This window comes from Streptomyces sp. NPDC059866 (assembly GCF_042731325.1).
Taxonomy (GTDB): Bacteria; Actinomycetota; Actinomycetes; order Streptomycetales; family Streptomycetaceae; genus Streptomyces; species Streptomyces flavusporus.
The window spans coordinates 20923-34500 of record NZ_JBHWJT010000016.1; the positions used below are offsets into that span (position 1 = coordinate 20923).

15 protein-coding genes are annotated in these 13578 nt (G+C 70.7%); 7 read left to right on the forward strand and 8 right to left on the reverse strand.

Going from position 1 to position 13578, the window contains the following annotated elements; translation table 11 throughout:
• Positions 1-136 precede the first annotated feature (136 nt).
• The gene (locus ACFV7R_RS24445; protein ID WP_385266875.1) at positions 137-604 is read left to right on the forward strand and encodes a DUF5709 domain-containing protein; all 468 of its coding nucleotides are present in this window, start codon (positions 137-139) and stop codon (positions 602-604) included.
• Positions 605-655: 51 nt separating this feature from the next.
• Positions 656-919 carry a type B 50S ribosomal protein L31 gene (locus tag ACFV7R_RS24450; protein WP_385266878.1) on the forward strand — a complete coding sequence of 88 codons (264 nt, stop codon included), beginning with the start codon at positions 656-658 and terminating at the stop codon, positions 917-919.
• A gap of 56 nt (positions 920-975) precedes the next feature.
• Here the strand turns inward: ACFV7R_RS24450 and ACFV7R_RS24455 are convergent, their stop codons facing one another.
• Positions 976-1770: a metal-dependent hydrolase gene (locus ACFV7R_RS24455; protein ID WP_129796558.1), complete on the reverse strand. Its 795-nt coding sequence runs from the start codon at positions 1768-1770 to the stop codon at positions 976-978.
• 145 nt (positions 1771-1915) lie between these two features.
• On the opposite strand from ACFV7R_RS24455, the gene ACFV7R_RS24460 reads away from it, so the two are divergent.
• Both ACFV7R_RS24460 and ACFV7R_RS24465 read left to right on the forward strand, forming a co-directional pair.
• Positions 1916-4429, forward strand: a complete 2514-nt coding sequence (locus ACFV7R_RS24460) for a DEAD/DEAH box helicase (protein WP_385266880.1) — start codon at positions 1916-1918, stop codon at positions 4427-4429.
• Positions 4430-4448: 19 nt separating this feature from the next.
• Positions 4449-5315 (forward strand): acyl-CoA thioesterase, encoded by an 867-nt coding sequence (locus tag ACFV7R_RS24465; RefSeq protein ID WP_385266882.1) that lies wholly within the window; start codon positions 4449-4451, stop codon positions 5313-5315.
• 46 nt (positions 5316-5361) lie between these two features.
• Here the strand turns inward: ACFV7R_RS24465 and ACFV7R_RS24470 are convergent, their stop codons facing one another.
• Together ACFV7R_RS24470 and ACFV7R_RS24475 are read right to left on the reverse strand one after the other, a co-directional pair.
• A complete protein-coding gene (locus ACFV7R_RS24470; RefSeq protein WP_385266884.1) occupies positions 5362-6243 on the reverse strand; it encodes a DUF6397 family protein in 882 nt (293 codons plus the stop codon).
• A gap of 127 nt (positions 6244-6370) precedes the next feature.
• Positions 6371-6781, reverse strand: coding sequence for a roadblock/LC7 domain-containing protein (locus ACFV7R_RS24475; protein WP_129796562.1), 411 nt, complete (start codon positions 6779-6781; stop codon positions 6371-6373).
• 93 nt (positions 6782-6874) lie between these two features.
• On the opposite strand from ACFV7R_RS24475, the gene ACFV7R_RS24480 reads away from it, so the two are divergent.
• Positions 6875-7303, forward strand: coding sequence for a PPOX class F420-dependent oxidoreductase (locus ACFV7R_RS24480; protein WP_385266887.1), 429 nt, complete (start codon positions 6875-6877; stop codon positions 7301-7303).
• Between the two features lie 20 nt (positions 7304-7323).
• Here the strand turns inward: ACFV7R_RS24480 and ACFV7R_RS24485 are convergent, their stop codons facing one another.
• From ACFV7R_RS24485 to ACFV7R_RS24505, 5 genes are all read right to left on the reverse strand, one after another.
• Positions 7324-7929 (reverse strand): ATP/GTP-binding protein, encoded by a 606-nt coding sequence (locus ACFV7R_RS24485; RefSeq protein WP_129796564.1) that lies wholly within the window; start codon positions 7927-7929, stop codon positions 7324-7326.
• A 144-nt stretch (positions 7930-8073) separates the two neighbouring features.
• Complete coding sequence (locus tag ACFV7R_RS24490; protein WP_129796565.1) at positions 8074-8487, reverse strand: DUF742 domain-containing protein; 414 nt, start codon at positions 8485-8487, stop codon at positions 8074-8076.
• 22 nt (positions 8488-8509) lie between these two features.
• The gene (locus tag ACFV7R_RS24495; RefSeq protein ID WP_385266890.1) at positions 8510-8983 is read right to left on the reverse strand and encodes a roadblock/LC7 domain-containing protein; all 474 of its coding nucleotides are present in this window, start codon (positions 8981-8983) and stop codon (positions 8510-8512) included.
• Positions 8980-11490 carry a nitrate- and nitrite sensing domain-containing protein gene (locus ACFV7R_RS24500; RefSeq protein ID WP_385266893.1) on the reverse strand — a complete coding sequence of 837 codons (2511 nt, stop codon included), beginning with the start codon at positions 11488-11490 and terminating at the stop codon, positions 8980-8982. The genes ACFV7R_RS24495 and ACFV7R_RS24500 overlap by 4 nt, the downstream gene beginning before the upstream one ends.
• A gap of 49 nt (positions 11491-11539) precedes the next feature.
• On the reverse strand, positions 11540-12313 hold the full coding sequence (locus ACFV7R_RS24505) for an MHYT domain-containing protein (protein ID WP_224739445.1): 774 nt from the start codon (positions 12311-12313) through the stop codon (positions 11540-11542).
• A gap of 152 nt (positions 12314-12465) precedes the next feature.
• Between ACFV7R_RS24505 and ACFV7R_RS24510 the strand changes: the two genes are divergently transcribed.
• Both ACFV7R_RS24510 and ACFV7R_RS24515 read left to right on the forward strand, forming a co-directional pair.
• On the forward strand, positions 12466-13065 hold the full coding sequence (locus tag ACFV7R_RS24510; protein ID WP_385266896.1) for a class I SAM-dependent methyltransferase: 600 nt from the start codon (positions 12466-12468) through the stop codon (positions 13063-13065).
• A gap of 128 nt (positions 13066-13193) precedes the next feature.
• Positions 13194-13490: a hypothetical protein gene (locus ACFV7R_RS24515; protein ID WP_385266898.1), complete on the forward strand. Its 297-nt coding sequence runs from the start codon at positions 13194-13196 to the stop codon at positions 13488-13490.
• The last annotated feature ends 88 nt before the right edge of the window (positions 13491-13578 follow it).

The following is a 13578-nucleotide window of genomic DNA, read 5'->3' on the forward strand; positions in this document are numbered from 1 at the left end:
CTGGATAACAGCGCAGGCTCGGGGAGCGCCCGCGAACCCCGCGGGACCGCGTCGGGCGCAGCCTGTGTCCCCCGTACGGGCGGCCCGAGGCCGACCGTGGTGGGAATGCCCCCGTCTTCACCACCTGGAGGTACCTGTGAACAGCGCCGACGGATGGGGGGACGACGTCTACCAGCCCGACGGGTCCGAGCAAAGGGAGGACACGGGGCTGCTCGACGTGGAGGACACCCTGGAGAACGACGGTGTCAGCGACCCCCTCGACCGGGGCTGGTCCCCTCCGGAGAGGCCGTGGGCGGTGGAGCGCGCGGATGTGACGGCGGCCGAGCGCCAGCGGGGGGAGACGCTGGACCAGCGGCTCGGCGAGGAACTGCCCGATCCGGCCGTACCCGACGGTGACGGCATCGGCGACCGCGACACCGACGGCGAACTCCTGGACAACGAGGTCGGCGCCGTCCGCTCCGGCCGCCTCGTGGCCCCCGACGAGGGAGTGCACGAGGACGAGGAGAGCGCGCTGATCGCCTCGGACGTCGGAATCGACGGCGCGGCCGCCTCCGCCGAGGAGGCCGCGATGCACATCGTCGACGAGGACACCCTCTCCGGCTGACCCGCGCCCCACCTGCCCGATGCCCTCAGCACCGCCGTACCAGGAGCAGCCATGCAGCAGGACAAGCACCCCGACTACCACCCTGTCGTCTTCCGCGACCGCGCTGCCGGCTACGCGTTCCTGACCCGCTCCACCGCGACCAGCGACCAGACGATCGAGTGGGACGACGGCGAGACCTACCCGGTGGTGGAGGTGGAGATCTCCTCCGAGAGCCACCCGTTCTACACCGGCAAGGCCCGCACGGTGGACACGGAGGGCCGCATCGCCCGCTTCGAACGGCGGTACGGCGAGAGCTCGCAGCAGAGTTCCGACTGAGGCAGAGGCGAAGGCCGGCCGGCCGACACCCGACCCGGCCGGGACGGCGCCGTGCCTCAGATGAAGTTGAGCGCGGCCGCGCCGCCCACTCCCCCGAGCAGCATGAACGCCGGCATCAGCACCTTGAGCTCCACCCAGCTGCCTGCGCGGAACCGCATGCCCTTCGGCGGCCCGACCGGGTACCACCGCTTGCGGCCCACCGGAATCGGCCACAGTATCGGGCAGCCCGAGACGGTGAGCGCGTCCCCGATGTCGTGCACCAGTGCGCCGAGCACGATCGGCAGGCCCAGCCACAGGTACTCCTGGCCCGGCGCCGTGAACAGCCAGTCCGCGCCGTTGCCCGGCTTGTCCAGCACGCCGGCGAGGATCCACGCGCTCGTCGCGGCCAGCAGCCACACCAGGACGTCGCTGCTGGAACCCCGGGCCGCCCGCCACAGCAACCCCTCGATGGCCAGCACCATGTGCACGAAGAGGATCGCCAGCACCGCCCAGCGTCCGCCGGTGATCGCCAGGACCGAGGTGCCCGCGCCGATCAGGACCGCCCACAGCCAGGTGTGGGTGAGCGTGCGGTGGCCACCGGAGCGACGTGGATCGCCCTGCTTCCTGGTGGCCTTGTAGACGGCGTAGGAGAGCTTGTCGACGATCTCGCACACCCAACGCGAGATCGGCCCGAAGGCGCGTGAGATGGTGGCGGCCTTGTGGTCGAGGTCGGGGGCGAGCGCGGCGCCGGCGCAGATCAGTGCGCCGCACAACAGGACCGGCCAGGGCATCGGGCGTCCGGCCGCGGCGGCGGCCGCACCGACACCGAGCCAGGCTGCGGCCCCCGAAAGAGAGTGTGCTGGTCCCATCATCGCCGTAGCCCGCCCCGTTCCTTGTGTGCCGCTGTCCAGTTGGCCTGGTGTGCCGACGTCGTGTCGGCGACACAGCGTAGCGTTCGCGATCTTCGTGCGGGCATCCGATTCCCTGATCGGGCGAGAGGCCAGGCAAGATGGGGGCGTGACCCTCATCGATCAGCTGCCGCAGACCGCCGACCCCGACGCCCTCTACGAAGCCTTCGAGTCGTGGGCCCAGGAGCGCGGTCTCACGCTCTACCCCCACCAGGAGGAGGCGCTGATCGAGGTGGTCTCCGGCGCGAACGTGATCGTGTCGACCCCCACCGGCTCCGGTAAGAGCATGATCGCCGCGGGCGCTCACTTCGCCGCGCTGGCCCGGGACGAGGTCACCTTCTACACGGCTCCGATCAAAGCACTCGTCTCGGAGAAGTTCTTCGAACTGTGCAAGCTGTTCGGCACCGAGAACGTCGGCATGCTCACCGGTGACGCGTCGGTCAACGCCGACGCCCCGGTCATCTGCTGCACTGCCGAGGTACTCGCGTCGATAGCGCTGCGTGACGGCAAAGATGCGGACATCGGCCAGGTCGTCATGGACGAGTTCCACTTCTACGCGGAGCCGGACCGCGGCTGGGCGTGGCAGATCCCTCTGCTCGAGCTGCCGCAGGCGCAGTTCATCCTCATGTCGGCCACGCTCGGCGACGTCTCGATGTTCGAGAAGGACCTCACCCGGCGCACCGGCCGCCCGACCGCGGTGGTCCGCTCGGCGACCCGTCCTGTGCCGCTCTCCTACGCCTACCGGCGCACCCCGCTGACGGAGACGCTGACCGAACTGCTGGAGACCAAGCAGGCTCCCGTCTACATCGTGCACTTCACTCAGGCCCAGGCCGTGGAGCGTGCGCAGGCACTGATGAGCATCAACATGTGCTCGCGCGAGGAGAAGGAGCAGATCGCCGAGCTGATCGGCAACTTCCGCTTCACCACCAAGTTCGGGCGCAATCTCTCCCGATACGTCCGGCACGGCATCGGCGTGCATCACGCCGGCATGCTGCCCAAGTACCGCCGCCTGGTGGAGAAGCTGGCACAGGCCGGTCTGCTGAAGGTCATCTGCGGCACCGACACCCTCGGCGTCGGTGTCAACGTGCCCATTCGGACTGTGCTGTTCACGGCTCTGACGAAGTACGACGGCAGCCGCGTGCGCACGCTGCGCGCGCGTGAGTTCCACCAGATCGCGGGGCGTGCGGGGCGTGCCGGCTTCGACACGGCGGGCTTTGTCGTCGCCCAGGCTCCGGAGCACGTGATCGAGAACGAGAAGGCGCTGGCCAAGGCGGGCGATGATCCCAAGAAGCGCCGGAAGGTCGTCCGCAAGAAGGCGCCCGAGGGCTTCGTCGCCTGGAGCGAGGACACCTTCGACAAACTCATCGCCTCCGAGCCGGAGCCGCTGACGTCCCGCTTCCGGGTGACGCACACGATGCTGCTGTCGGTGATCGCCCGGCCGGGCAACGCGTTCAAGGCGATGCGGCACCTCCTGGAGGACAACCACGAGCCGCGCAAGCAGCAGGTGCGGCACATCCGGCGCGCGATCGCCATCTACCGCTCGCTGCTGGACGGCGGCATCGTCGAGAAACTGGACGAGCCGGACGCCGAGGGGCGCATCGTCCGGCTCACCGTGGATCTGCAGCAGGACTTCGCGCTGAACCAGCCGCTGTCGACCTTCGCCCTGGCATCCTTCGAGCTGCTGGACCCCGAATCGCCCTCGTACGCCCTGGACATGGTGTCCGTCGTCGAGTCGACGCTCGACGACCCCCGGCAGATCCTCGTCGCCCAGCAGAACAAGGCGCGGGGCGAGGCCGTCGCCGCCATGAAGGCGGACGGCGTCGAGTACGAGGAGCGCATGGAGCGCCTCCAGGACATCACCTACCCCAAGCCCCTGGAGGAGCTGCTCTTCCACGCGTACAACACGTACCGCAAGAGCCACCCGTGGGTCGGCGACCATCCGCTGTCGCCGAAGTCCGTCATCCGGGACATGTACGAACGGGCGCTGTCCTTCACGGAGTTGGTCTCCCACTACGAGCTGGCCCGTACCGAGGGCATCGTGCTGCGCTACCTGGCCAGCGCCTACAAGACCCTCGAGCACACCATCCCGGACGATCTCAAGTCCGAGGACCTGCAGGATCTGATCGAGTGGCTCGGCGAGATGGTGCGTCAGGTCGACTCCAGCCTGCTGGACGAATGGGAGCAGCTCGCCAACCCGGAGGAGATGACCGCCGAGGAGGCGCAGGAGAAGGCCGACCAGGTCAAGCCGGTCACCTCGAACGCGCGCGCCTTCCGCGTCCTCGTCCGCAACGCCATGTTCCGCCGTGTCGAGCTCGCCGCCCTCGACCAGGTCGAGGAGCTGGGCGAGATGGACGCCGAGTCCGGATGGGACGCCGATGCCTGGGGCGAGGCGATGGACAAGTACTGGGACGAGTACGACAGCCTGGGCACCGGCCCGGACGCCCGGGGTCCCAAGCTGCTGCTGATCGAGGAGGAGCCGGAGAACGGGCTGTGGCGCGTCCGGCAGATCTTCGACGACCCGAACAGCGATCACGACTGGGGCATCAGCGCCGAGATCGACCTCACGGCCTCCGACACCGAGGGCCGTGCCGTGGTCCGCATCACCGACGTCGGACAGCTGTGAGCACAGGAGAAGGACATCCATGACAAACCCGGCCGAGAGGCTCGTCGATCTACTCGACCTGGAGCAGATCGAGGTCAACATCTTCCGTGGCCGCAGCCCCCACGAGTCCCTGCAGCGTGTCTTCGGCGGGCAGGTGGCCGGCCAGGCGCTGGTCGCCGCCGGGCGCACCACGGAGGGCGACCGCCCGGTGCACTCGCTGCACGCGTATTTCCTGCGTCCGGGCCGGCCGGGCGTGCCGATCGTGTACCAGGTCGAACGGGTCAGGGACGGGCGGTCGTTCACGACTCGCCGGGTCACCGCCGTACAGCAGGGCCGCACGATCTTCAATCTCACCGCCTCCTTTCACAAGCCTGAGGTTGGGAGCTTCGAGCACCAGCTGCCGCCGGCGCGTGAGGTGCCGGACCCGGAGTCCCTGCCGTCGGTCGCGGACGAGGTCCGGGAGCATCTGGGCGCGCTGCCCGAGCAGTTGGAGCGGATGGCGCGCCGTCAGCCCTTCGACATCCGGTATGTGGACCGGCTGCGCTGGACGCCCGAGGACGTCAAGGGCGCCGAGCCGCGCAGTGCGGTGTGGATGCGCGCGGTCGGACCGCTCGGCGACGACCCGCTGGTGCACACCTGCGCGTTGACGTACGCCAGCGACATGACCCTGCTGGACGCGGTCCGCATCCCGGTCGAACCGCTGTGGGGGCCGCGGGGGTTCGACATGGCGTCGCTGGACCACGCGATGTGGTTCCACCGGCCGTTCCGCGCGGACGAGTGGTTCCTGTACGACCAGGAGTCCCCGATCGCGACGGGCGGGCGAGGGCTTGCGCGCGGGCGGATCTACGACCTTCAGGGGCGGCTGCTGGTGTCCGTCGTCCAAGAGGGGCTTTTCAGGGCGCTGTAGGGAAGGTCAGGCCGTCCCGGGCATGGGCCGTTCAGGGCGCTGTGAGTCAGGTGCTTCTGCGGCGCAGCCAGCCCAGCAGGCGGTGGGTTCGCTCCGGCTCGGACGGGTGTGCAGCGTGCTGTGGTGCCGGCGGCGCCTGCCGGGGTGCGGGGCGGGGCGCAGGCCGGTGCTCGCGCGCCTCTTCCAGGGCTTGTGCCAGGTCCGCCCGCAGCCAGCCGATCTCGTCCGCGTCACCCGCCGTCATGATCCTCTCGGTGAGCTGCGCGGTCGGTGAACCGGGGGCACCATGGTTCGGTGGCCCCGGTCGGAACCGGTTGAGGTGGGCGCGCTCGTAGGGGTCCTTGGCGATGTCCGCGATCTGGACGGGATCAAGCAGGGCGGCCAGGGCCCCGGCGCGCTGCCACGGGTCCTCGGCCTGGCCCAGCAGGAAGCCCAGATGCCGTCCCCGCCAGTTGCGGGGGCGGAGGTCCAGTCCGGTGTCCAACTGCTCCCGCAGCCCTTCGGGCATACGCCCCTTCACCAGGCGGGCGTTCTTCTCGTCGGCCGCGAACTGCCGGATTTCGTCGGCCAGATACAGCCATACGAGTGCCCGATAGCGGTTCAGGTAGAAGTAGACGGGCACCACCAGGCCCAGACGGGCAAGGCGGGTGAACCTTTCCTTCGTCACCTCCATGATGTCCGCGGCTTCGCCGGTACCCACGGCCCGCACGCTCTCATGGAGCGACTGGGGAAACCCGTCCTCCGCGCGCAGCCGGTCGATCTCGGCGGGCGCCACGCGACGCCCTCCCCCGCCTTCGTCGGGCACGGTGCGGATGCGACCCAGGTGCACGGCCAGATCGAACTCGCGCCGCTTGAGGCCCAGTTCGCGAGCCGCGCGGCTCGGCGTATACGTCACGCGGTCCGGTGTCGTGATGGTGTTGCCTGACATGGTCCGTCTCCCCCGTGGAGTCATCTGCTCACGCTGTGTGCGCTCGCCGTGACACAAACCGTAGCCGGTCGCGCAGATCTCGTGACCGGCCTGTGGATAACTCCACGAGGGTCGAAGAACCTGCAGGTCAGGGGTCTAGCCGGGTGCGCTCGGGCTGTCGGGCGTCCACGCCGAGGTGCTCGCCGACCCGGTTGACGAGCAGCGTCATCTCGTAGGCGATCTGACCGATGTCGGCCTCCGCGGCGCTGAGCACGCACAGGCAGCTGCCGCTGCCCGCCGCCGTGACGAAGAGCACCGCATCATCGAACTCCACCATCGTCTGGCGCACCTGTCCGGCGCCGAAGTGACGTCCCGATCCCTTGGCCAGGCTGTGCAGTCCGGACGCGACGGCGGCGAGATGCTCGGCGTCCTCGCGTCGTAGCCCGGTACTCGCTCCCGTCACCAGCCCGTCGTTGGACAGGACCAGGGCGTGCCGCACATGTTCGACACGCTCGGTCAGATCGTCCAGTAGCCAGCCGAGTCCCTGGTTGTGCGCCATGATTCGGTCTCCCCGTGTGATGACTCCCCCTGGCCGGAGGATCTCTCCGCCAGCCTTCCCCACGACCGGCGCGCGGGCAAGGAACATGGGGCCATGGCAGAGAAGATGACCGACAAGGAATGGCGGGAGTTCGTCTCGCACGGTACCCGCACCGGCAAGCTGTCGACGGTCCGGGCCGACGGGAGCCCGCATGTGACGCCGATCTGGTTCCTGCTCGACGGAGACGAGGTGGTGTTCAACACGGGCAAGGGAAGTGTGAAGGGGCGCAATCTGGGGCGGGACGGCCGGGTCGCCCTCTGCGTGGACGACGACCGGCCGCCGTTCGACTACGTGGTGCTGCAGGGCCGTGCCCGTATTTCTGAGGACCTCGACGAGCTCCGGCTCTGGGCCACGCGTATCGGTGCGCGGTACATGGGTGAGGAGCGTGCCGAGGAGTTCGGTGCCCGCAACGGTGTGCCGGGCGAACTCCTCGTCCGCGTCACGATCGACAAGGTCGTGGCGCAGAAGGCCGTGGCCGGCTGAAGCCCCCTCAGGCAAGACGGTCATCCCACGGAGTCGAGCAGCCGGGCGGTGTGCATCCGTCCGGCGTACTCGACGAGTCGGATCAGGACCTCCTTTCCCGAGTCGCGATCGCGGGCGTCGCAGAGCACGACGGGCGTGCCCTGGTCGAGGTCGAGGGCGCGGGAGACATCCTGGGCGCCGTAGGTCCGGGCCCCCGGGAAGCAGTTGACGGCCACCACGAACGGGATGTGCCGGTGCTCGAAGTAGTCCACCGCCGGGAAGCAGTCCTCGAGGCGACGGGTGTCGGCCAGCACCACAGCTCCGAGGGCCCCCTGCGACAGCTCGTCCCACAGGAACCAGAAGCGGTCCTGGCCGGGCGTGCCGAACAGGTAGAGGGAGAGGCCGGACCGGATCGTGATGCGGCCGAAGTCCATGGCGACGGTCGTCGTGACCTTCTGGTCCACGCCGTCGGTGTCGTCCACCAACTGGCCCGCTTCGCTGAGCAGTTCCTCGGTGCGCAGCGGCCTGATCTCGCTGACCGCACCCACCAGGGTGGTCTTGCCCACGCCGAATCCGCCGGCGACCAGTATCTTCAGCGCCAGGGCGGCCGTCTCGCCACCTGTGGCGTCCAAGGCCTCAGAGACCATCGATCACTTCTCTCGGGAGTGCCGGCAGGGATGGACGTCGGTACGTGCGTGCCGTGACCCGGCACGTCGTCCGCGCACGGCTTCGGTGCATGGGCGCGAAGTCAGCATGAGGTGGTCCGGGTCCAGGGCGTTCTGAGCGTTCATCTACAGCGCCCGCAGTCCTTCGATGACCTCGCGCAGAATCCGTTCGTCGGGCAGCTGCGCGGGCGGCACCGGACGGCTGACCGTGACGCAGCCGAGCTCCAGGAGGTCGCCGAGGAGGACCCGGACGACGCCGACGGGGAGGTCGGCGTCCGCGGCCAGCTCGGCGACCGACTGGGTTTCCGTGCGGCACAGCTCGATCAGGGTGCGGTGCTCCGGCCCGAGCGCGATGTCGTCGTCGACGTCCGGAGCGCCCGGGTCGAGTGTGACCAGGGCGATCAGGTCGAACCGCACCCCGGTGGGGCCGGGCTTGGTGCGGCCTCCCGTCATGGCGTACGGGCGGACCAGCGGGCCGGCCTCGCTGTCGTACCACTGGCTGCCCTGCTGGTGCGGGGTGCCCTGGATGTCCTCGGTCATGGCTGTGGACCGCCTTCTCGCCTCATCCGGCGGCGGGCGGCCGCGCGCCGACGCGCGGCGCCGTGTAGAGATGCTCACCGACGCGCTTGACCAGCCGTGCCATCTCGTACGCCACCAGGCCGATGTCGGCGGTCACTGCGGTGAGGACGGCGAGGCAGGAGCCGTCGCCGGCCGCGGCCACGAACAGGAAGGCGTCGTCCATCTCCACCATGGTCTGGCGCACACCGCCGGCGCCGAAGTGCCGGCCCGCCCCCTTGGCCAGGCTGTGGAATCCGGAGGCGACCGCGGCGAGGTGTTCCGCGTCCTCGCGGCGGAGGTCGGTGGAGGCGCCCACCGCGAGCCCGTCGTTGGAGAGCACCACGGCATGCCGTACTTCGTGCACACGCAGTACCAAGTCGTCCAGCAGCCAGTCGAGTTCGCCGGACCTCCCCCACTCTCGGCTTCGCTCGAGCGGGGGGACCCCCCCGGCGGCTCTCATGCTCGGGTCCTGGATCATGCGGGGTCTCCTTCACTGCTGTCGCTGCCGCCTGCGGGATCCGGTGCGGCACCGCGGCCGGGTTGCCGGCCGCCACCGCGCGCCCATCCGTCGCGATAGGCCGCCATCCGGTCCCGTACGAGTTCGGGGGTACGCCGGTCGTCGTTCCGGGGGTCGGACGGCTGCGCCGTGTCCTCGGGACGCCGGTCGCGCAGTTGGGGTGCGAGGTTCGCCTGCCGTACGCGGCGTGGGAGGTCTTCGGAGCCTTCGGAGTTGTCCGTGGGCCGGTGCAGGCGCAGGGTGGCCACTCCGGGGGGCGGGGTTTCGGAGCCGGTCTCCGTCGCCGCCGGGACCGGAGCCACGAGGGCGGGCCGGTCGGCCTTCTGGGGGACGGCCTCCTGATGGCGGGGGCCGCCGGGCACGCGCGCGTACTCGGGTTCCGTTTCCACCGCCTTGTCGGGGGAACGTTCCGGCGCACCGCTGTGCAGCAGGGCCGTGGGCAGCAGGACGACCGCCGTGGTGCCGCCGTAGGGCGAGGTGCGCAGGTGCACCTTGATGTCGTGCCGTGCCGCGAGTCTGCTGACCACGAACAGACCGAGCCGGTCGCTGTCGAACAGGTCCAGGGCCTCGGACTGGGCGATACGGCGGTTCGCCTCGGCGAGGGTTTCCTTGCCCATGCCCAGGCCGCGGTCCTCGACCTCGACGGCGTAGCCGTTGCCGACGGGCTCTCCGGTGATGCGCACGCGCGTGTGCGGGGGCGAGAACTGGGCGGCGTTCTCCACGATCTCGGCGAGGAGGTGCGTGAGGTCGGCGACGGCGGCGCCGATGACGGAGGCCTCGGGGAGCTGTCGTACCTCCACGCGCGCGTAGTCCTCGACTTCGGAGACGGCCGCGCGGACGACGTTCGTGAGGGGCACCGGCATGCGCCAGGCCCGGCCGGGTGCCGCGCCGGAGAGGATGATCAGGCTTTCCGCGTGGCGCCGCATGCGGGTGGTGAGGTGGTCGAGCCGGAACAGGTCGCTGAGTTCGTTCGGGTCCTCGGAGCGGCGTTCCATGCTGTCGAGGAGGCTCAGCTGGCGGTGGACGAGGACCTGGCTGCGGCGGGCGAGGTTGACGAAGACCCCCGAGATGCCGCTGGCGAGTTCGGCACGCTCCACGGCGGCGCGCAGCGCGGCTCGGTGCACACTGCCGAGAGCCTCGGCGACCTGGCCGGTCTCGTCCTCCGCGGGCGGGCCGGGCGGTGCCTCGGCCCGCACGTCGATCTCCTCGCCCGCGCGCAGCTTCCGCATGGCTTCGGGGAGTTTGCGGCGGGCTATCTCCAGGGCGCTGTTGCGCAGACTCACCAGCTCGACGACGAGGGCACGTCCGATGCGTACGGAGATCACCAGGGACGCGGCGACGGCGACGAGTCCGAGGAGTACGGCGGCGCCTGCGGGGGTGAGCAGTCCGCGGGTGAACGGGTCGGCCCGGTCCGCGACACCGCGGGCGGCGTCCTGTTCGATCGTGCGCATGCCGCCCTGCACCCGTGCGTGTGCCCGCTCCCAGTCGGCTTCGGGTGCGGCCTCGATCGCCCGGGCGCCCGGGCCGACGGTCAGGACCTCGTCCTCGAGGGTGCCGAGGGCGGCGTAGTCACCGCCGTCGGCGAGGTTCCGCCAGGCGGCGCGTTCGTCACCGCGCAGGTCGGCGACGGCGGACTGGGTCAGGGCGCGGCGGGTGTCGACGGCGCCGGTGAACAGCCGCAGCCGCTCGCCGCCCAGACCACCCTCGAGACGCGCGCTGGTGATCAGCACGTCCTCCTGGGCCAGGGCCTCGCCCGCGCGGGAGAATTCGAGCAGTACGCGCGCGTCGGAGCCGAGTTCGGCGTCCTGGATGCCGGTGAGCGCGCCGCCCACGCCGAGGGCCGTGGAGATGGTCTTGGTGTAGCGGTCGTACGTCTCGTCCCATCCGGCGCGGCGGTCGAGCACCGCGGTCCGCAGCGGGTGCAGTTGCTCGGCTCCGGTGACGAAGGCGTCGAGGCGCTGGGCCACTCCCGCGGGCAACTCCTGGCCGTCCGCGACGGTGCTGCGGTCGCCGAGCCGCAGTTCCGCCACTGCCCGGTCCGTGCGCTGCGCGAGCTGCTTGAGGTCGCCGCCCTGTCCGGCGGAGGGGTCGGTCGCATGGCGTACGGCGGCGGCACGCTCGGCCTGGAGTGCGGCCACCGCGGCCGCGACGGGGGCCCGTACCTCGGAGTCCACGCGCTGCAACTGCCGCAGCCGGGAGACGTCCTGGACGGTGGTGACGGTCGCGTACGCCCACAGGGCCAGCAGTGACACGACGGGCACCATCAACAGGCAGACGATCTTGGCGCGGACGGTGCGCGGTCGGATGCGCCAGTGGTCCGCGCGCGGGGACCCGCCCTCCGGCGCCGCATCGGTGGCCTCGTCCGGGCCCTCGTCCGCCGGTGGTCCGGCGTGCGCGCGGCGGCCGCGTACGGGGGGTGCGGACGGCGTCTGGGCGCCTGACGTGGGCGTCCTACGGGGTGTACGCATGGCCTCCTCGCTCGGAAGGGTTCGGGGACGTGCCGGTGCGCATGCGCCGTCAGCGGGCGACGCTCTCGACGGGCCGCTGGGCCGACGCGGATGCCTCGCGCTCCCCCGCCGTCGGCGACAGCGCCACGAAGGCCGAGGTCAGGAAGAGGTAGGACCCGAGGCCGACGGCGAGGGGGAAGACGAACTGCATCGCCGTGGCCCCGGGCAGGACCTCGCCGGAGGGGGTGACCTGCACGCGTACCGCGAACATCCCGGTGTAGTGCATGCTGCTCACCGCCGCTCCCATGACGAGGGAGGCGACGGTGACCGCGACGGGCGACTTGATGTTGAGGGCCGCCCACAGGGCCGCTGTCGCCGCGACGACGGCGATCACGACGGAGAGGGCGACGAGCATCGGGTCGTACGTCACGTCACCGTGCAGTCGGACCGCCGCCATGCCCAGGTAGTGCATGCTCGCGACCCCCAGCCCGGTGGTGAGACCGCCGAGGAGCAGGGCACGGGTCCGGTCGCGGCCGTAGCCGACCGCGAAGACGCCGGCGCTGACCACGATCATGGCCACGAGAAGGCTGAGGACGGTCAGCGGTACGTCGTAGCGGATCTCGGTGCCGCTGACGCTGAAGCCGAGCATGGCCACGAAGTGCATGGTCCAGATGCCCGTGCCGATGGCCGAGGCGGCCGTGACGAGCCAGTTGCGGCGTGAACGCCCCGTGGCGCCGAGCGCGCGGACGGTGCAGCGGAGCCCGAGTGCGGCGCCTATGCAGGCCATCGCGTACGACAGCACGGGGGTCAGCCAGCCGAAGGCGGCGTGGTCCAGGTGTCCCATGACCCCGGGACGCTAGTCGGGGCACGGGCGCACAAAGGGGGCGCATTTCGAAAGCTGTTGGAATATGACGCAGAAATGTACCTGAACGATCGCATCCAGCTCGAACATGTGCGCCGACGTGTCATCCGTGACGGTGAGGGATCATGCGGAACATGAACGACGACCGTATGCACGTCCAGGAGTTCTTCGCCGCCCGCGCAGCCGACTGGGACAGCCGGTTCCCCGACGACGGCCCCGCCTACGCGGCGGCGGTGGCCGAGCTCGGTCTTCACGAGGGCGATCGGGTCCTCGACGCCGGCTGCGGCACCGGACGTGCCCTGCCGCCCCTGCGGGCGGCCGTGGGGCCCTCCGGAGCGGTCCTCGGCGCCGATCTGACACCCGCCATGCTCGAAGCCGCCGTACGGGCCGGACGGGACCGCGACGGGTGGCTGCTGCTCGCGGACGTGGCGGCGCTGCCGTTGCGCGCCGGGTCGCTCGACGCGGTGTTCGCGGCGGGCCTGATCGCCCACCTGCCCGACCCGGCCGAGAATCTGCGGGAGCTGGCGCGTGTGGTGCGCCCCGGCGGCAGACTGGCGCTCTTCCACCCGATCGGACGGGAGGCGCTCGCTGCCCGCCAAGGCCGGCAGATCACCCCGGACGACCTCCGCGCGGAGCCCAACCTGCGTGCGCTGCTGACCCGTTCGGGGTGGCGCATGACGTCGTACGTCGACGAGGATGCCCGCTTCCTGGCCCTGGCCGTCCGCGAGAGCTGACCCGTGCTCGAACGGACCGGTCCGGCCGCTCACCGCGCCGGCCCTCTTCTGTCGCCGAAGCTCCAACCCTACGTTGAGGAGCGGCTGATGAACGATCGGCGACGCCATGGAGGGGGAAGGTGGTCACAGTGTTCGACAGAGTCCGCAAGTCCTGGGCAGGATTCCGCGAGGCCTTGCGATCGGAGCGGGACTCCGGCGAGGACAAACGTACACACAACCTGTTCGAGGCGGCCGCCGCATACGTGTCGGCGTGCGCGGAGGACGACCAGGAGCGGATCGACGAGGCTGCGGGCTGGGTGTCGCCGGAGGCGCTGTCGTTCGGGGTGAACGAGCTGGCGTGCCGGGCCGTCATCGCGCTGGCGCGGGAGCGCGACGAGTCGCCGCGGACCGTCGCCCGTGCGCTCCTGGGACTGCCGACGGCCTGACGTACCCGCCCAGGGCGGGCGATTCCGCCCCGGCCGGCCGGATAACCCCAGCTCCGGATGGTCCGCGGAGTCGTGACAAGCTCGTCCC